The following is a 19780-nucleotide window of genomic DNA, read 5'->3' as shown; positions in this document are numbered from 1 at the left end:
AATGTTAATTCTATAGCTATTTAATTACCTAAGCTTCTTAATATCTACTTTGCTAATCAATCTTTTTATTCTTTCAATTCAGATTATTACTATTATTCTACCATAAATAGATAATACTTCATATATTAGCATGTTTTATAATCAATGTCCTATTTTCCAATATACTTTTAAGAGACTTCTTCTAGGAAAAATAGAAATAAGTTTAGTAAAGCTGTAGCTTTAGCATGTATCAAGTGGCTCAATCATCATATGTATAAAATAAAAATTCACCATATTTCTATGATGAATTTTTATTTTACTGTTCACATTTGTCCTATAACTCTTATACTGTATAGAAATTAAAAAACTTCTCTTTCTTTTCTAGTAGTTCTTTAAGGTTTCCACTTTCAACTATTTGTCCATTTTCCATATATATTATCTCATCATATAAGCTTAATAATTCTTCACTCATTTTATGAGTAATTGTGATTAATGTTAGATCTTTTATATTTAAAAGCTTACTTTCTATATCATAGGCTGTTTGCATATCTATAGCTGAGGTACCTTCATCTAGTACAAGTATTGGTGTTTGTTGAATTAGAGCTCTGGCGATTGCAATTCTTTGTCTTTGTCCGCCTGAAAGATTGCTGCCATTTTCACCAACTAAATAATTTAATCCATTGGATGTTTCTTCTATAAATTTATTTACACCACTTAATTTTAAAACATTATTTATTTGTTCTTCCGAGAATTCTTTATATAAGCAAATATTATCTTTTATAGTTTTATCAAACATATAAACATTTTGATGTATAATAGAAATCATTTTATTTAATTGTTCTATATTTAAATTCTTAATACTATTTCCATCAAATTTTATATTTCCGCTAAAATCAGAATAATATCCAAGCATTAGCTTTATTAAAGTAGATTTACCACATCCACTTCCCCCTACTATTGCATATTTCTTGTTTTTGTCTATCTTCAAACTTATATCATTAATAATAGATCTCCCGTTACCATAGCTAAAAGACAGGTTCGACACCTCTAAATTATTATTAAAGTATGGTTTATCTTTACCTATAAAATCATTATCTTTATAGGTAGAAAATTCATCAATTCTTTCAATTATAGGTTTAACACTATTAAGTTTAGGAAGATTGCTCATTATCATTATTACAGGTTGTACAAAAGTACCTGAAAGTTGAACAATGGCAATAAGCATTCCCATGGTTAAGTTACCCTTTATAACTAAATATGATGATAAAAATATAGCCACAAATTGTGTTCCCATGCCCAATGTTTGAGATAGAGATTCATTTACTACAAATATTTTATCCGCTGCAAATTTTGTATTAGCTAAATTATTATTTTCTTCTTCAAATTCTTTACCTATACTCTCTTTTAAATTATATGACCTAATAACATCATATCCAGAAAATATATCCTTAAGTTTAGAGGTAAAAAATGATAGCCTATTTGAAAGTTCCAATTGTTTCTTTTCTAATGCTTTTCCAAAGAAACTTGGTACTATAAAAATTAATAGCATACTTATGAATATTCCTAATGTAACCAATGGACTTAAATATAGTAAGAGAATAACTGTTACTACAAACATAACACCATATTGAAAAATTAAAAGCAATGGAACAATGTAATTCTCTTCTATTAATTTCATATCATTTGTTAATACTGAAATATAATCCGCTGTGTTTTTAGAATTGAAATCCTTATAATTTCTTCTAAGTATTCCAAAGAATGCCTTATTTCTTAGCATTTTTAATAAATTTCTAATAAACATTTTACTTAAAATATCATATATAAAATATAGTAATCCTATAAGAATACCATATCCTACTGAATATATTAATATCCTTTTAAAACCTTCCATATTTCCAGCAGTAACATAATCTATAGTAGTTTGAATAAATAATGATAATCCTACCATAGCTACTGATGATACTACGCTGAATATAACCGTTAATACTAATAGTAGTTTATTTTTCTTAATACATTCTCTCATAGCACTTCTCCTAATTTAAATAGATTTAATTAAATATTCATCTAATTAATTAGATGGTTGTTTAATTTATATTATTATCATATTATCAAATTAGATATTTGTCAAATAAATTAGATTAAATTCTAATTAAACTAATCCAAGCCAATTTCAAGGTAATATCTGCACAATATTTTAAATATTCTAGAAATTATATTATAATAAGTAAAATGATTAATAATTTTCCAAGGAGGATTTTATGAATACTTTATTAAAAGAAGCTTTATATAACTATGAAATTCAACACCCTCAAATTGAATTTATACGACATAATGAGAACCAGATATATAAGATAAAAGATACCTTGTTAAATAATAAGTATGTTATTAGAATACATAAACCAAGTGATGATTTTTCCCTAGATATTTTCGGAGATAAAGAGCGTTCTATTGATTTATTAATCAGTGAGATGAATATTTTAAATGCTATTAGTGAAAAGACTGAAATACCAATTCAGATACCTATAAAAAACAAGAGTGGTGAATTTGTGACAGTATTAAGTGATGGAACTCCAGTAACCCTTCTAACATGGGTAGATGGAAAGACTGTTGAAGAAATAGAATTAACCGATAAAGTTTTATTTAAAATAGGTGAAATGTTGGGGCGATTTCATGATTTTTCAAAACAATGGTCTAAAAACATTAATTTAAATCGATATTCTTATGATAAAAATTTATTAATAAATATGCTTTCAAAGATTGAAACAGGTGTAAAATTAAATGTTTTTTCTAGTGAACAGTTTAAAATAATTGTGGATGCTATTAATGAAATTATCAATTGTATAAATGATTTAGATTTACAAAAAAATTCAAAAGGCATAGTACATTCTGATCTTTCAAAATCAAATTTGATAATGAACAACGGAAGAATAACACCTATTGATTTTAGTTTATGTGGAAATAGCCATTATTATATGGATTTAGGTTCATTGTTTAGTCATTTTGATAAGCAAGAACAACGAAGGTGCATAATCAGCGGTTATAAAAGTATTATTGATGAGGATATAGAAGTAAAATACATAGAAGCATTTATGGTATTTCAAATAGTTTTATTTATATCTACTCACATAGAAAGTGCCTCTCAATGGGATTGGTTTAACGCTGCTTTAAACAGATGGTGTAAAGAATTTTTCATTCCCTTTTCTAATAATGCACCATTTATTGGTACTTTATAAATCATATATTTAAAATTACCTAATGATCATAATATATAATACAGTTAATTGGTTTTCTTTTTATGTTGAGACTTATATATGGAATTGTCCATTTATAAGTCTTTATCATATTTCTACACTATATTAAAACATAGTTTATTGAAAATTTTATCGAAGAATATATTGCTAACACTAAAAAACATAAGATTCATAAAAAAGTGAGGTGAAACATTTGGCTTTACATTATCAAGAATGCGGTGATAAGAGTGCTTCTCTAATGGTATTTTTACATGGTGGCGGAGTAAGTGATTGGATGTGGGATAAACAAATTCAATACTTCACTCATTATCATTGCATGGTTCCAATCTTACCTGAACATGGGTTAAACAATTATGAAATTAATTTTTCTATAAAAGGTAGTGCAGAAGAATTAATTAAATTAATCGAAGTAAAAGCAAGAGGGAAGAAAGTAATTCTAGTTGGTTTTTCATTAGGTTCTCAAGTAATTATTCAAATACTAAGTATGAAACCAGATTTAATTGATTTTGCAATAATAAATAGTGCTTTGGTCAGACCAACTTTATTCACCAAAAAATTAATAAAACCTACTATTACATTATCCTTTCCATTAATTAAAAATAGGTGGTTTTCCAAACTACAGGCAAAAACATTGTATGTAAGTGAAGACTACTTTGAGAAATATTATGAAGAAAGTTGTCAAATAAAACTGGACACTCTTGTTAGAGTATTAGAAGAAAACATGTCCTTTGAAATACCTAAAGATTTTAGAAAAGCAAATGGAAAAATATTGGTTACTGTGGGTGAAAAAGAAAAAGCTATTATGAAAAATTCTGCAAAAGATATTGTAGAAGCTAATTCAAATTGTATAGGAGTGATTATACCTAAAATTGGACATGGAGTTTCTTTAGCAATGCCCGACTTCTTTAATCATATGATAGAAGCATGGATACATGAAAATAGTTTACCAAAAGAGTGTAAAGTGATAAATTGATATTTATCATTAACTAATATGGGTTTTAATCGAACCAAAGAAACAAAAGGGCTTCATAATTGTGAATCCTTTTATTTTAAGTGAAAATCAACAATATTGTTTAACATAGCCAAAATAAAAAAATCTCCCAGTTATACTGAGAGACTTTCCTATAATAATGTACTATTAAGTTCATCTATAAAATTTTTTAATCCAATTTTATTTAAATTGTAGTATACCTTACCTTGCTTTTTTTCAACAACAACCATACTACGCTCTAATAATGATCCCATATGGTATGAAACTGTAGCTGGAGTAAGATTTAAAGCTTCAGCTATCTCTAAACTATATTTAGGTCCAGCTTTTAAAAGAGCTATTATTTCTAATTTACTTTTATCACTTAAGGCTTTTAATTTTAAAACAAGTTCTCCTTTGTTTCCCATAGAATTAATGCACTCATTGTATGTAAGTTCAAATAATACTCCCACAAAATATGTATTTTTAAATTCAAATAATGAAGTTCCAAATGCTAATGTAGGAATTATATTAATTTTACTATTATTATTTTTTATAATATTATTTAATACTTCACATTTATTTAAGTTAACATATTTAATATAATTACTTATTAATTTAGATAATGATTTCTCAACAGCTTTATAAGCTTCATTATAAGCATTTCTATTATCTTCTATTGTTTTAATTAGTGATTTATAATACTTCTTAGGATCATTTAAAATAATCATTAACTTCCATTTAGTATTTTCTTTAAGGTCTAATTCTTTTATAAATTCTATTATATTATTTAATGTACTAATAGAATCTATAGTTCTATCTTGTTCAAATTGCTCATTATAAACATCTAAAATTATAGCTTTAAGCTCTTCATTTGTCATATTATCTATGGAATTTATTAAATCTTCATTATTAATTAGAGTAAATGCAATTAACAAGAAAATATCTGTATCATCTTCATCAAAAAAGAATACTTCACTTTCATTAACAACCTTATGTTTATTAAACGTCTCTATATATTTATCAATAATCTTAAGATTTTTCTTTATAAATAGTTCTCCATTAATTCCATTATTATTAAGATCTTTTATTAATAGATTAGTAACTTCATCGTAGTTCTGGCTCATATAAATCAATCCAAATATTTCACAAATGGGATTTAATTTATCAAGTATTTTAATTCCCATATTAATCACTCCCATAAATTAGTTTACTAGAATATCCATATTATATCACAAAAGTTAATTTAATATATCTATCTGGAATATTTATAACATTGACCTGTGTAATAACCCCTTTTTCCATTATTTATGGTGTATAATAAACTTTGGGGTTATTTTTTACTACATATGGATGCATGCTTAAATCTTAACTTATTAACCTAATAATTGAAAATTAAGAATTGGGTATTGAAAATTAGAAATGGATTTTTAGTTTCTAACTAATTATGTAGTTTGCGAAGTTGCTTCCAATACTTAATACTTAGAGTTCAAAACTTGTATAGTTATAAAGGTATAAGTCATATAAAAAACACTAGTCCTTATAGTGCTTCATTATTTATTTAAGTATGTCTAAGTTAAAAATGTAGTTTATACCTCTACAATATATCTTTAGGAGGTAGGTAATGAAACGAAAAAATGATTTTACTAAAGGAAGTGTGCCAAAAAGCATACTGAGCTTAGCATTACCAATGACTTTGGCTCAATTAATCAATATACTTTATAACATAGTTGATCGTATGTATATTGGTAGACTTCCAAATGCATCGACTTTAGCTCTTACTGGTATTGGAGTTACATTTCCTATTATTACAATTATAATGGCATTTGCGAATCTCTTTGGTATGGGTGGAGCACCACTTTGTTCTATTGCTCGAGGTAAAGGTGATAATGAAGAAGCTGAAAAAATTATGGGTAATTCCTTTGCTCTTTTGATTATCTCTGGCATAGCACTTACAGTATTAGGATTAATTTTTAAAAAGCCGCTGCTTTTTCTTTTTGGTGCTAGTAATGCTACATTTTCCTATGCTAATGATTATATTAGTATTTATCTACTAGGAACTATCTTTGTTATGATTAGTCTTGGAATGAATAGCTTTATTAACTCTCAAGGCTTTGGCAGAATGGGTATGATGACTATTCTTTTAGGTGCTATTATAAATATTGTCTTAGACCCTATTTTTATCTTTGTATTTAATATGGAAGTTAAGGGTGCAGCCTTCGCTACCATAATATCACAGTTTTTATCATCACTTTGGGTATTAAAGTTTTTAACAGGAAAAAATACAATATTAAAGCTTAAATTTAAAAACTTTAAAATAGACTTATCCATATTGAAAAGAATTGTTTCTCTTGGATTATCTACCTTTATTATGGCACTTACTAATAGTACCGTTCAAATTATTTGTAATATTACTTTACAATCTTACGGTGGAGACTTATATGTAGGTATTATGACAGTCATTAATTCAATTCGTGAAATTATTATGATGCCAGTAAGTGGTATTACTAATGGATCTCAGCCAGTCTTAGGATTCAATTATGGTGCAAAAGAATATAAAAGAGTACGAAGTGGAATTAAATTTATGTCTATAGTTTGTATTCTATATACAACTTTAATTTGGCTTATTTTAAGAATGTTTCCAGAGTTCTTTATACGAATATTCAATAGTGAACCTGAGCTAATTCAAAAAGGGGTTCCTTCAATGAATATTTATTTCTTTGGTTTCTTTGCTATGTCATTACAATTTGCAGGACAATCTACCTATGTTGCCTTAGGCAAATCTAAACAAGCAGTATTCTTTTCACTACTTCGTAAAATAATTATTGTAGTTCCTCTTACTTTAATTTTGCCAAGAATGTTCAATTTGGGAACTACAGGAGTATTTTTAGCAGAACCAATCTCAAACTTCTTAGGAGGAACAGCTTGTTATGTAACAATGCTATTTACAGTTTGGCCATCTCTAAAAGAAGAGAAAAGTGATTGTGTAAATCTATAAAAGGGCTTTCATTTAGGTAAATAATTTAAAATTAATTTCTTTAATATATTTTTGTAGCGGCGAACATTGTTCGCCATTTTTTTATATTTAATATTATTAAATTTTTCTACTTGATTCTATAAATATGATTTACAATATCATATATTTATCAATTTTAGTATTAAGATGATATTTAAAAATATTATTTATTGAAATATCAACTCTCTATAAAACATCTGATAATAGAACTCAATTTGGATTTTCTGGAGAACACTGTTCTCCGCTACAATTTATCAATTCTAAATTTATAAGCAGTTGCTGAGAAATATCCAAAATTATGAATTGTGAATTGAATTAAGAAACGGTTCATTCTTTTTAATAATTTTCATTTTATAATTTGTAATGAACCGTCCCCATATCTTTAATCAATGGAGAATTGACTATGGACAATTGACAATTATGGAGGAAATTAATTTTTTAGAAATTAATTTCTTTAATAGATTTTTGTGACGGCGAACACTGTTCGCCGCTACAGTTAATTAATTCTAAATTTCTCAGCTATTGCTGAGAAATATCCCAAATTGTGAATTGTGCATTGTTCATTGTGAATTAGATTAAGTTGTGAATTGAATTAAATGCTTAAATCATTTCCAGCAAAACCTTTATTCTTCCATTTACCTCTCCTAAAGAAAATTACGGTTATAATAGCTCCCATTGTCCAAGAAACAAGTAATGAAATAAAAGTAGATTCTGGTCTACCTGTAGGATAAGCTGCACTACGGGTTAAATAAGCAATACCATATGCAACTGGTACACGTAGAACTACTGTAGTAATTATTGAAATCCACATAGGCGTCATTGTATCTCCAGCACCTCTCATTACTCCTAATAAGCTCTGTGTTACTGCCATTGCAATGTAACCTACTGCAAGAATTCTCATCATATGCATACTTAAATCAACTAATTCTTTAGTATCTGTAAATATGCCCATAAGATATTTACCAAAAATTAATATTAATATTGTTATCACAGTAGAAACACTAACAGCAATTATGACACCATCTTTAGTTCCTTTTTCAACTCTGTCCATTTTTCTCGCACCAATATTTTGTCCGGAATAAGTTGTCATGGCATTACCAAAGGTAAAGTTAGGCATCATAGCAAAAGCATCCACGCGCATAACAATTACATTACATGCAATAACCATTTCTCCAAAGCTGTTAGTTAGTGATTGTACAGCTATCATTGCAATAGAAAATATTCCCTGTGTGAGGCCAGATGGTAGTCCGAGTTTTATAAGCTTACTAGAATACTCCTTTTTTGGTTTTAACATCTTAAGACTAAAATCAAAAGTGTTTTTCATTCTTGCTAATTTAATAACACAAAGAACTGCTGATATTCCTTGGGCAATAACGGTAGCAAGAGCAACACCTGGAACGCCTAGTCCCAGTCCTGCAACGAACCAAAGATCAAGCCCTACATTTAAAACTGTAGCAATAAGTAAAAAAACAAGCGCTGATAAAGAATCACCAAGTCCACGAAGAACTCCTGCTAAGATATTATAATAAGCAAATCCTGCAATACCAAGATAATAAATAATAAGATATTCTGCACACCAATCTATTATAGACTCTGGTGTATTAAGAAAAGAAAGTAATGGACGCGTTACAATAGGACCAATAATCATTATTATTACTGATGCAATAGCAGTGAGTGTTATACAAACACCAATAGTGTGTGATAAATGCTCGCGCTCTTTTGCACCAAAATACTGAGCAACCATGATACCTGCACCTGTTGCAATTCCAACGAAAAGTACAAGTAGAAGATTTAATATTGGAGCTGCACTGCCAACAGCAGCAAGTGCATTGTCACCTACATATCTACCTACAATAATAGAATCTGCAGTATTATAAAATTGCTGAGCTATATTACCTATTAACATTGGTAATGCAAATTCAACAATTCGTTTCCAAGGTGTACCCTCAGTCATATCTTTTGGAGCAAATAGCTCTGAAATTCTCCCCATATCTCTACCCCCTAAATAAGTCTAAAATATAATAGTAATTATATTTTACTTAATATTCTGACTTTTGCATAATTATTTCTAATATAAATTTAAATTAGTTTATATTATATGCAATTCTTTATCAATTTGAAAAATACTTCTAAATCTTAATATGCTTTATAAATTTGTTCATTACTCCTCTCCAATCATCTAGAATTGCTTTTTAAAACCCATTTTTATAATATTCGTCATAAAAATACTCATTCCTGCAATAGTTTATTATATCAACTACTTGCAACAATGAGTACTTTTTATTCATTTTACACAAACTTTTTTTACAGGTATATTATATCTAGCTATCTACATTTCTCACATATACCATATATATTAATATCAATACTTTTCACCTTAAAAGATTTATAATCTTCTCTTTTTAATATTTCTGCTATATCTATCTCTGGAATATAATCTATAATTTCCCCGCAGTCTTTACATATTAAATGTGCCTGTAACTTAATATCATATATTGAAATTTTATTTAATTCATATTTTTTAATACCATTATCCAGTGCAATGCTTTTAATGAAATCAAATCTTTCAAATACTTTTAAATTACGATATATTGTTGAAAAACTTGTTAGTTCATTTTTAGATTTTAAGATATCTTCTAACTCTTTTGGACTAAAATGATCTTTGGGGTGTTCTAAAAAAATTTCTAGTAACTTCATTCTCTGTACAGTTAACTTCTCACTATTTTTCTTTAGAATATCAAGGTAATAATCTATTGTATCAATCACTTATATCCCTTCTTTCCATTTAAAGTGAATGAAAATACAGAACTTCTTACAATAACTATAAAGAAAATGAGAGGTTATTCAAATTTCCCTCTCATTTCTTTATAGCATATAATACTATTTAAGTTTATTTATATTTAACACTCTAGTTGCATTTAAGATTGCAATTACAGATACTCCTACATCTGCAAATACTGCTTCCCACATTGTTGCAATACCTGCTGCTCCCATAAGAAGAACTATAGCTTTTACTGATAGCGCAAATACAATATTTTGTTTTACAATTCTTAATGTACGCTTTGATATTTTCATTGCTGTTGCTATTTTTGATGGTTCATCAGTCATAATAACTATATCTGCCGCTTCTATTGCCGCATCTGATCCAAGACCACCCATAGCAATACCAATATCTGCTCTAGCTAAAACCGGTGCATCATTAATTCCATCTCCAACGAAAGCTAGTTTTCCTTTTTCTGATTTTTGTCTTAATAATTCTTCTACTTTTTCAACTTTTCCTGCTGGAAGTAATTCTGTATATGCTTTATCAAGCGCTAATTCTTTAGCTACTTTCATACCAACACTATTAGCATCACCTGTTAACATAACAGTTTGCCTTATATCAGCTTCTTTTAATTCTCGAATTGCTTTTGCTGCATCTGGTTTCACTTCATCTGCAATTACAATATATCCTGCATATTTATCATCTACTGCTACGTGTACTACTGTTCCTACTATCTCTCCTTTATAGTAAGGAACCTTTATTTTCTTCATTAATTTTGTATTGCCTGCATGTACTGTCTTACCTTTTACAACTGCTCGAACTCCATGTCCAGAGATTTCTTCAACATCTGTTATTTCTGATTCATCAATTTTCTTATTGTAAGCTTGCTTTAAAGATATTGAAATTGGATGGTTTGAATAATTTTCTGCATAGGCAGTTAACTCAAGTAATTTTTCTTTAGAAATACCTTTTGCATTTATCTCTTGTACTTTAAATACACCTTTTGTCAATGTTCCAGTTTTATCAAACACAACCATTTCTGTTTCAGCTAATGCTTCTAAATAGTTACTTCCCTTTACTAAAACACCACTTTTAGAAGCAGCTCCTATTCCTCCAAAGAAACTTAATGGTACAGATATAACTAATGCACAAGGACATGATATAACAAGGAATGTTAACGCTCTTGAAACCCAATCGCTAAATGTAGCTCCTTCTATTAAAAGAGGTGGTAATACTGCTAATATAGCTGCTACAATAACAACTGCTGGTGTATAATATCTTGCAAACTTTGTTATAAAGTTTTCTGAATTTGACTTTTTACTACTTGCATTCTCTACTAAATCTAATATCTTACTTACAGTGGATTCTTCATATCCTTTTGTAACACGAGCAGTTAAAACTCCATTAATATTAATACATCCACTTAATACTTCTGAACCTACAGATAAATCTCTTGGAACTGATTCACCAGTTAATGCTGATGTATCAATCATAGAGTTTCCATCTATAACAACCCCATCTAAAGGGATTCTTTCTCCTGCTTTAATTACAATTATATCATCTATCTTTACTTCATCTGGATCCATCTTTACTAATTCACTGCCACGCTTTACATTTGCATAATCAGGTCTAATATCCATTAAACTAACAATTGATTTTCTTGATTGATTAACAGCATAATTTTGGAATACTTCGCCAACTTGATAGAATAACATTACTGCTACACCTTCTGGATACTCTCCAATAATAAAGGCTCCTATAGTTGCAATGCACATCAAGAAATTTTCATCAAATACTTGTCCTCTAAAAATATTCTTAACTGCTTTTAATACAACATCTCCACCAACAATAATGTAACTGATTAAATATAATAATAATTGAAATTCTGATTTTGCAAGTAATGCTACAACGAATAATGCTCCACCTAAAATTATACGAGTAATACGATTTTTATTGTTCATAGCATTTTCCCCCTCTTTAGATTTTCTTTACAATAATGTCTGGTTCCATTTTTTTAATTACTTCCTTAGATGCATCAATAGCTTCTTCCATTTTGTCATCATCTGCTTCTAAGATTAACTTTGTTGTCATAAAATCTACTGTTGCATCCTTTACTACTGGTAATTTTTTAATTGCATTTTCTATCTTTGCTCCACAATTTGCACAATCTAATCCTTGTAATCTAAATTCTTTTGCATAATTAATTCCCCCTAAATTTTATTACTTTATTAATAATTTCTATTGTGTATTTATTATTAAAAATATATATTTCTTTTTTTCTTTAAAACTTACGAACTCTGAATTTTTAAAGTGTGCTATAAAGAATAATTCCACCTATAACTCCATAGATAATGCGCTTTTTATTCTTTATAGCATATCACCTCTCTTTAGATTTTCTTTACAATAATATCTGGTTCCATTTTTTTAATTACTTCCTTGGATGCATTAATAGCTTCTTCCATTTTGTCATCATCCGCTTCTAAAATTAATTTTGTTGTCATAAAATCTACTGTTGCATCATTTACTACTGATAACTTTTTAATTGCATTTTCTATCTTTGCTCCACAATTTGCACAATCTAATCCTTGTAATCTAAATTTCTTTTTCATAATTAATTCCTCCTAAATTCTATTGCTTTATTAATAATTTCTATTGCGTATGGATTATTTAAAAAGTATATATTTCTTTTCCCATTTCTCTTAAAACCTACTAATTTTGAATTTCTAAGTATGCGCAATTTATGAGATATTGAAGATTGTTTATTATTAAGTAACCTTGCTAGCTCACAAACACACATTTCTTTTTCACTCAATGCATATAGAATTCTGATTCTTGTTGCATCACTTAAAACCCAAAATAATTCTGATAAGTTGCTTAAAATATGCTGATTTAAGTGCTTATCATCTCTTTTGTTTACCATTTGTATAATAATCCTTTCATCAACAGTTGAATGAGCGCTCAACTTATATTTTTATTATAGTTGAGCAATCACTCAACTGTCAAGCATAATTTTATGATTTATTAAATAAAAAAACTGTTACAGTTATATCTTGTATAAGTGTTGATTTAAACTTTCCTTTAATATCAACACTTATACAAGATATTTGTTCTGTAACAGCCTTCTATATCTTTATATTTTTCTTAATTATTTTCTATTTTTCTATAATGTGATTTAATGCTTTTTCTAAAATATCTTTTACATGTTCATCATCAAGAGAATAAAATACATTTTTGCCACTTCTTCTTGATTTTACTAAATGAGCTTCCTTCAGAGATCTTAACTGATGTGATATTGCTGACTTTGTAACATTTATTAATACTGCTAAATCACATACACACATTTCATTCTGTACTAAAGCACATAATATCTGAATTCTAGTGCCATCACCCATTATCTTAAAAAACTCAGTTAAATTACGCATTGCATATTCATTTGGCATATTCTTCTTAACTTTATTAAGTACATCAACATGAATTACATTGCAATCATGTGCCTTTATCATATCACTCATTTTAATAAATCCTCCTGCTAAAGTTAATTATAATTAATATTATGGTGAAGTGATTCCATATTGTCAATTAAATTGCTTATTTGTAGACGAAATTAAACTTTAGATAAGTTAACTAACCATAACTCTTAACTATAATTTACAATTGATAATATTTATCCCAAAGATATCTTTTATTATATCAAGTATTCATTTTATTATGCAATTTTATGTTAATCAATATCTACGTCCTTATGTTAGTATAAGTTCTACAGCTATTGAGATACTTTAATGGATAAGTATAAAATAAAAAATGGATTGTTACACAACTAGCCTAATTGATTAATTGTGCAACAACCCTTTTATACTTATTATTGATTTTGTAGTATTTTTTTATCTTAAACAATTACTTATTTTTTAAAATTTGCTATTAGATTTAAGCATTAGCTATAATTAACCTCAATCTTATAACAACTTACTTATCTTATTGAAAATAGCTTCATTTTCTTTAATTTTTCCTTCATTACCTACTACACAGCAGTAATGTTCATCCATTCCAGATTTAATCATTTTTGCATAGGATTTTATATCTTCAATAGTTGTCTTTAAAATTTCATCTCTTTCTCTTTGAACATCTTCGTAGGTTATATTACAAATATAATCTCCAACTGCTTTTTCACCTTTTTTATCAGAAGTCAATGGTCTATATACTCGACCTACTGTTCCAATTATAAAATTCTCCATATCTTCATTTGCAAAATCTACGTTTTCCAAGAACTTGTAAGTTTCATTATATACATCTATTGTTCTTGCAAGGTTTGGATCACGATAGGAGAAAAAGGCTAAATTGCCATCATTGCTCATATCAATATAACAGCCATAAGCTCCACCTTGAAGACGAACTCTAGGATATAAATACTCACTCTCCAATATGTTTTGAAGAACTTTCATCTTTCCTGAATACTTATAATCAAGCTTTGCAAAGTTGAATCCCTTAACCACATATTGTACATTGCTAGCAGTTATTAATCCTTCTACATCTTTTGATTGTTTGTATTCAAATTTAGGAACTTCACATATAGAGTCTTTAATGTTGTCTAAAATTATATTTATATTTGAAAGTAATTTTTCACTTTCAGTTTCTTCTCCAACTATTGAAACAATTAAATTATTTTTATTAAATATAGTTTCATATACCTTCATAAGATTATTTTTAATTTCATCACTATTATCTTCAAAATTCTTTTCTAAGTTGCATACAAATTCATAATATGAAGCACCACTAATCCTATTTTTATATTCTTGAGCATAGGAGAATTTAGAAAATGCTTTATTCATTGCAATTTCGTGACCTGCATTTATAATCCTCATTTGAAGTTTTGATTTTATCTCTTGAATAACTTGTTTAATTCTATTCATATCATCAAATTTAGTAGTAGTTATTATTTCATTGATTAACTCTAATAACTTAGGGATATTATCTGAAATTAACTTTGATTTAATAGTAAATTTAGGATGATATACCTTATCATTATTCTTCTCAGTATAAATCTCATTTTTAAAGGTTATTCCACCTGTATTTTTATAAACTTCCGTAATAAGCTCAGAATAGGTTTTTCTTTCCGTATCAAGCTCTCCTAAAATATCTCCTAAAAGACCTAAATAAGGAATATATTTTTCTTCAATAATTTTTCCATCAAATAATAAATTTATATATGCTATTTTATTTGTGTTAATATGATGTTTTAGTATAGTTATTCCTTGTTCTTTTATAACTTCCTGAGGAATTTGTTCTGCTTTTTTATCTATCTCTTCCATAGGTAGTTTAGGAATAGTACTCTTCTCTTCTTCGGTATCAACTTTAACTTGAGCTTCTTGTAATTTTTTATTTCTATCTATAAGTTTTTGTAGTTCTTCTTCTGATAAAGCAATTCTATACTTTTCTAGCTTTTCTTCTAGTGCTTTATTTTTCTCATTTTCTAATCCTTTTTTAGGATTTAAAACTACTAATGAACAATGAGAATTTTTTACCATATTCTTTTCGATGAAATTCTCAAAATATCTATCTTTTATAGCTTCTTTTATATCATTAAGATTCTTTTCATATTTTAAATGAGCAAGAGGATTTCCGTCATATATCCAGCTATTTAGTACTTTTTCATTATATTGAATTCCCTTATTAGCAATTCTCCATGGATCAGCTTCACGAAGATTAAATTCAACTGTATTTATAGCTGCTTGTAACTGATTTTCATCAATGCCATTTTTCACAAGCTCTTTAAGAGTACTTAAAACAATCTCTTTAAACTTATCTTTCATGCTGCTATCAGCATTTTTAACAACTATCGGAAATAACATTTGCTTTGTTGGGTCCATATTCATTTCATCAATGGTAATTATACATTCCCCTATTCCTGCTTTAAGTAATGCTTCTTTTATAGGAGATGCAGAAGGNNAAGAAGATTCAATAAGCATATTATAAAGTATTTCATTAGTTAAATATGCCTTAGCATCACTTGTTTCCTCAAAGGCAAAACTTAGAGCTAAGAAAGCTTTATTTTTTTCCTCTTCATCTTCACTGATAGAATACTGTGATGTCTTTTCTACCATAGATTTAAAAGCTTCTACATTTTCTATATAAGAAGGTATTTCTATTCTATCGAACCCCTGAAGATACTCATCATTTATAAATTTTAAGCATTGTTCCAAGTTTTGATCTCCGTACAAGAAAATATAGCTATTAGATGGATGATAAAATTTGCTGTGAAACTTTTCAAAATCCTCTTGATTAAGGTTAGGTATTTCTTCTGGGTCTCCACCTGAAACAAAAGCATAAGTAGTATTTGGAAATAGTGAACTATATATGTCACTACAAATCACTTCCTCTGGAGAAGACAGTGCCCCTTGCATTTCACTATATACTACACCTTTGTAAGATAACTTATTTGTTTTTGGATCAACTTCATATCTCCAACCTTCTTGACGTAATATTTCATGGTTTTCATATATTCTAGGATATAAAGCTGCATCTAAATACACATCCATTAAATTCATAAAATCCTTATGATTTCTACTTGAAACAGGATAAATAGTCTTATCTGTATAAGTCATAGCATCTAAAAAAGTCTTTAAGGAGCTCTTAAGCATGTCACTAAAAGGGTCCTTAGTTTTAAACTTTCTTGAGCCACAAAGTACAGAATGCTCTAAAATATGTGCTACTCCTGTACTATCCGTAGGAGTTGTCCTAAATCCAATAGAAAATAATTTATTATCATCTTCATTTTCTAAATGTAAAAGTCTTGCCCCACTTTTAATATGTTCAAACACTCTAGCTACTGATTGAATTTCATCAATCTTTTCCTGTTCTAATAACTTAAAACCATGATGCATTTCATTAATTTTAAATTGCATATCAATCGCCCCCCCAACTTATATATTAAGACACATTGAAGGAAATAATGAATCAGTATGAATCGTCTATTTTGTCTTATCTCTGTCACCAAAACCTATTGATATAACCACTCAGCGGTACTTGTCGACCTGTCCCAAAATATATATCCATTTTTAATCCATCACTTTCCTTTATTTGTCTAAAATAAAAAAGTCATAGATATTTCTTGGCTAAAAACCAAGTTATCCACGACCTCTTATTTCTATAATATAGAATATAAAAAGTTACAGAGTATAGATAACCCCATGACTTAAAACATCAAAATAACATTTTTAAAAATTATCATCAAGGCCGTTCCAAACATTATTAAATTCAAATTTACTTAAACTTCTTAAGTTTTTCATTTACAAACGACCTCCTTTTTAATTATTTTTAACAAATTTATTTTATCATTATTTTACATATATGTAAATACAATTTAGAATTTATTTGCTTTTTACCTATTTTTTTAATTTTAAAATAGAAGAATAAATTCTCCTCTAAAATATTAATATCTTTTATCCATTGTCTGTTAACTTATTTATAATTAATAGTTCTCATGTAGTTTCGAATTCATTTAAAGTTTTTTAAATTATATATAAAGTTTAAGATTTTTTTAAGCTTGTTTTTTTATAATTTGATCATACAAAGAAATAAAATTATAAAAACAGGAGGGAAACATATGGCTATTAAAGCATTTAAGCGTTTTGAAAAAAAGTTCATATTAAATCAAAAACAATATGATGAGCTACTTTTAAAACTAGATAAGTATATGATTCAAGATGAGTATTGTAAATCTGGAAAAGTCTATGATATTTATAATATATATTACGATACAGAAAACAATGATGTAATTAGACACTCTATATCTAATCCTTATTACAAAGAAAAGTTAAGATTAAGAACTTACAGTAATCCTACTAATTTAGACAGCAAAGTCTTTCTTGAACTAAAGAAGAAAATAAATGGAATAGTAAACAAAAGAAGAATTGTTCTTACATTAAAAGAAGCTTATAATTTTTTAGAATTTGGTGAAAGGCCTATTTCAAATGATTATGTAAATAAACAAGTTCTAGATGAAATAGAATATTATCTAAACAAAAATACAGTTTATCCATCAGTTTATATTGGATATACAAGAAATGCTCTATTTGGAAAAGAAGATAGGGATTTTAGAATAACCTTTGACTCTAAAATTACTACAAGACGTGATTTTCTATCTCTAGAGTATGGATGTTTTGGAACAGATATTTTAGGTAAAAATCGTTATTTAATGGAGGTTAAATTTTTAGGTTCTATACCATTATGGTTTACTAAGATTCTTTCAGAGTTAAGAATATATAACATACACTTTTCAAAATATGGCAATGAATATATAAATTATTGCCTAGAAAATAAAAATAAAAGTATCGAAAGGAGAGCAAAAATATGCTAGATACATTAATTTCATCGACTACTGGAGAATCTTTTACTCTCATCAATACATTAATTATTATTGCATCTTCAATCATACTTGGATTAGCAATTAGTATTACTTATATGAAAACTAATAAAAAAAGTGGATATAATTCTGGCTTTACAACTACATTAATTATGCTGCCAGTTATAATATCAATTATAATACTTCTTGTTGGTAATAACGTAGCTAGAGCCTTTAGCTTAGCTGGTGCATTCTCAATAATTCGTTTCAGAAGTGCTCCTGGAGACCCAAAAGATATCTCATATGTATTCTTTACTTTAGCAGTTGGACTCACTTGTGGTATGGGCTATATAGGTTATGGTGTAATATTTACAACTATCTTATGTCTTTTAATGATTATACTTTCTGTAGCAAACTTTGCAACCCCTAAAGGTAGTGCTATGCAACTTAAAATTACAGTTCCAGAGGATTTAAATTATGAACGTGTTTTTGAAGAAGTATTAGATAAGTATACTACGTCTTATGATATTCAAAAAGTAAAGACTAGAGATTTCGGAGCATTGTTTGAGTTAAATTATATGATTTATTTGAAGCCAAATGTGAATCAAAAGAAGCTTTTAGATGAGCTAAGATGTAGAAATGGAAATTTAAATATAACTCTTACTTTTAGCGGCTTTGAAGAAAAAATATATGGATAAAATTTTTCCCTTAGATACATTCCTCTTGAATATATCTAAGGGAATTTTTTTATTTTAAAACTTAATTTTATTTTAAGTTTTAAAGGATTTTATAGTTAGGGAAGCAATTTATATAGTTTATGTTAATCATTTACAATTATCTATTTATATAATAATATAATTAAATAAATGAACAATTGGAATTTATGAGGAAAATAAAGGGGGAATACAGATGTTTGAGTTCAAAGATTTTGATTATTTAACCGATGGTGAGATTGATTTAAAGATTGAAGAAAAAACACCATCTAACGAGGAAAAAGGTTATGTACCTGCATATAAATATAGGATTACTCTACATGGTTCAGATGATAGTATAGGTGCTATTGATATCCGAATCGGGTACAAAGAAAATCTATATTACGGTGGTCATATTGGTTATATGATTGAAGAAACTTATAGAGGAAATAATTATGCTTCAAAGGCTTGTAAAATTATCAAAGACGTAGCTATTGCACATGGAATGAATAAACTTATAATAACTTGCAATCCAGACAACTTCCCTTCTCGAAAAACTTGTGAAAAAATAGGCCTTAAACTTAAAGAAATAGTAGCTTTGCCACCACATAATGAGATGTATCAAGAGGGGGAACGCCGAAAGTGCATATATGAATGGATTTTAGAATAGTTATTACTTAGCTTTATTTAGAATCTAAAAAACTCAAAGGCTTTTACTATGGAGCTTTAACCATAATTCGTATATTTAATTCATAAAAAAGACTATGCAAGAT

16 protein-coding genes are annotated in these 19780 nt (G+C 27.6%); 6 read left to right on the top strand and 10 right to left on the bottom strand.

The window, feature by feature from the left end:
* Positions 1-322 precede the first annotated feature (322 nt).
* Positions 323-2002 carry an ABC transporter ATP-binding protein gene (locus B3603_RS12985; protein ID WP_291565559.1) on the bottom strand — a complete coding sequence of 560 codons (1680 nt, stop codon included), beginning with the start codon at positions 2000-2002 and terminating at the stop codon, positions 323-325.
* Positions 2003-2237: 235 nt separating this feature from the next.
* Here B3603_RS12985 and B3603_RS12980 point away from each other — a divergent pair, with 235 nt between their 5' ends.
* Positions 2238-3212 (top strand): phosphotransferase enzyme family protein, encoded by a 975-nt coding sequence (locus tag B3603_RS12980; protein WP_291565557.1) that lies wholly within the window; start codon positions 2238-2240, stop codon positions 3210-3212.
* 211 nt (positions 3213-3423) lie between these two features.
* Positions 3424-4203, top strand: coding sequence for an alpha/beta fold hydrolase (locus tag B3603_RS12975; RefSeq protein WP_291565555.1), 780 nt, complete (start codon positions 3424-3426; stop codon positions 4201-4203).
* Between the two features lie 149 nt (positions 4204-4352).
* Here the strand turns inward: B3603_RS12975 and B3603_RS12970 are convergent, their stop codons facing one another.
* Entirely contained in the window at positions 4353-5384 is a 1032-nt protein-coding gene (locus B3603_RS12970) for an ArsR/SmtB family transcription factor (protein ID WP_291565552.1), read from the bottom strand.
* A 437-nt stretch (positions 5385-5821) separates the two neighbouring features.
* On the opposite strand from B3603_RS12970, the gene B3603_RS12965 reads away from it, so the two are divergent.
* Complete coding sequence (locus B3603_RS12965) at positions 5822-7195, top strand: MATE family efflux transporter (RefSeq protein WP_291565549.1); 1374 nt, start codon at positions 5822-5824, stop codon at positions 7193-7195.
* A 610-nt stretch (positions 7196-7805) separates the two neighbouring features.
* Here B3603_RS12965 and B3603_RS12960 read toward each other — a convergent pair.
* From B3603_RS12960 to B3603_RS12925, 8 genes are all read right to left on the bottom strand, one after another.
* Positions 7806-9203 (bottom strand): MATE family efflux transporter, encoded by a 1398-nt coding sequence (locus tag B3603_RS12960; protein ID WP_291565547.1) that lies wholly within the window; start codon positions 9201-9203, stop codon positions 7806-7808.
* A gap of 335 nt (positions 9204-9538) precedes the next feature.
* Positions 9539-9979, bottom strand: a complete 441-nt coding sequence (locus B3603_RS12955; protein ID WP_291565544.1) for a Fur family transcriptional regulator — start codon at positions 9977-9979, stop codon at positions 9539-9541.
* A 114-nt stretch (positions 9980-10093) separates the two neighbouring features.
* On the bottom strand, positions 10094-11938 hold the full coding sequence (locus B3603_RS12950; protein WP_291565542.1) for a heavy metal translocating P-type ATPase: 1845 nt from the start codon (positions 11936-11938) through the stop codon (positions 10094-10096).
* A gap of 16 nt (positions 11939-11954) precedes the next feature.
* Complete coding sequence (locus B3603_RS12945; RefSeq protein ID WP_349676817.1) at positions 11955-12110, bottom strand: hypothetical protein; 156 nt, start codon at positions 12108-12110, stop codon at positions 11955-11957.
* A gap of 254 nt (positions 12111-12364) precedes the next feature.
* Positions 12365-12586 carry a cation transporter gene (locus tag B3603_RS12940; RefSeq protein WP_291565540.1) on the bottom strand — a complete coding sequence of 74 codons (222 nt, stop codon included), beginning with the start codon at positions 12584-12586 and terminating at the stop codon, positions 12365-12367.
* 2 nt (positions 12587-12588) lie between these two features.
* Positions 12589-12897, bottom strand: coding sequence for an ArsR/SmtB family transcription factor (locus B3603_RS12935; protein ID WP_291565538.1), 309 nt, complete (start codon positions 12895-12897; stop codon positions 12589-12591).
* A gap of 232 nt (positions 12898-13129) precedes the next feature.
* Positions 13130-13489 carry an ArsR/SmtB family transcription factor gene (locus B3603_RS12930; protein ID WP_291565536.1) on the bottom strand — a complete coding sequence of 120 codons (360 nt, stop codon included), beginning with the start codon at positions 13487-13489 and terminating at the stop codon, positions 13130-13132.
* Positions 13490-13930: 441 nt separating this feature from the next.
* Complete coding sequence (locus tag B3603_RS12925; protein WP_291565534.1) at positions 13931-16876, bottom strand: insulinase family protein; 2946 nt, start codon at positions 16874-16876, stop codon at positions 13931-13933.
* Positions 16877-17577: 701 nt separating this feature from the next.
* Between B3603_RS12925 and B3603_RS12920 the strand changes: the two genes are divergently transcribed.
* The 3 genes from B3603_RS12920 (at position 17578) to B3603_RS12910 (ending at position 19677) form a co-directional block, all read left to right on the top strand.
* Positions 17578-18330: a polyphosphate polymerase domain-containing protein gene (locus B3603_RS12920; RefSeq protein ID WP_291565533.1), complete on the top strand. Its 753-nt coding sequence runs from the start codon at positions 17578-17580 to the stop codon at positions 18328-18330.
* Complete coding sequence (locus tag B3603_RS12915; protein ID WP_291565531.1) at positions 18324-19013, top strand: DUF4956 domain-containing protein; 690 nt, start codon at positions 18324-18326, stop codon at positions 19011-19013. The genes B3603_RS12920 and B3603_RS12915 overlap by 7 nt, the downstream gene beginning before the upstream one ends.
* Before the next feature lie 211 nt (positions 19014-19224).
* Positions 19225-19677 carry a GNAT family N-acetyltransferase gene (locus tag B3603_RS12910; RefSeq protein ID WP_291565529.1) on the top strand — a complete coding sequence of 151 codons (453 nt, stop codon included), beginning with the start codon at positions 19225-19227 and terminating at the stop codon, positions 19675-19677.
* The last annotated feature ends 103 nt before the right edge of the window (positions 19678-19780 follow it).

This window comes from Clostridium sp. UBA2485, assembly GCF_002341865.1.
Taxonomy (GTDB): domain Bacteria; phylum Bacillota; class Clostridia; order Clostridiales; family Clostridiaceae; genus Clostridium_J.
Note: the sequence above shows the minus strand (reverse complement) of the source record. Positions and strands in the feature narration are given on the sequence as shown.